1 pseudogene is annotated in these 284 nt (G+C 46.5%); it reads left to right on the plus strand.

The features are described 5' to 3' along the window. Positions 1-284, plus strand: a pseudogene (locus X919_RS15935) (transposase); the annotation flags it as partial.

Consider the following 284-nt stretch of genomic DNA (forward strand, 5'->3'; position numbering starts at 1 on the left):
TATGCTGGCTGGATGCCATCCATTATAAGGTGAAGGATGAAACCGGACGTGCGGTCTCACGTGCCATTTACAACGTCTTAGGCATCAACAAGGAAGGCCACAAGGAACTTCTTGGTATGTTGTCTCCAAGAGTGAAGGCGCTAACTTCTGGTTAGAGGTTCTAAGCGACCTTCAGAACAGAGGTGTCCAGGATATACTAATATGCTGCATTGATGGTCTGAAAGGCTTCCCTGATGCTATACAGAGCGTATTACCCAATACAAGTGTCCAACTCTGTATTGTCC

This window comes from Prevotella sp. HJM029, from assembly GCF_000599605.1.
GTDB lineage: Bacteria > Bacteroidota > Bacteroidia > Bacteroidales > Bacteroidaceae > Prevotella.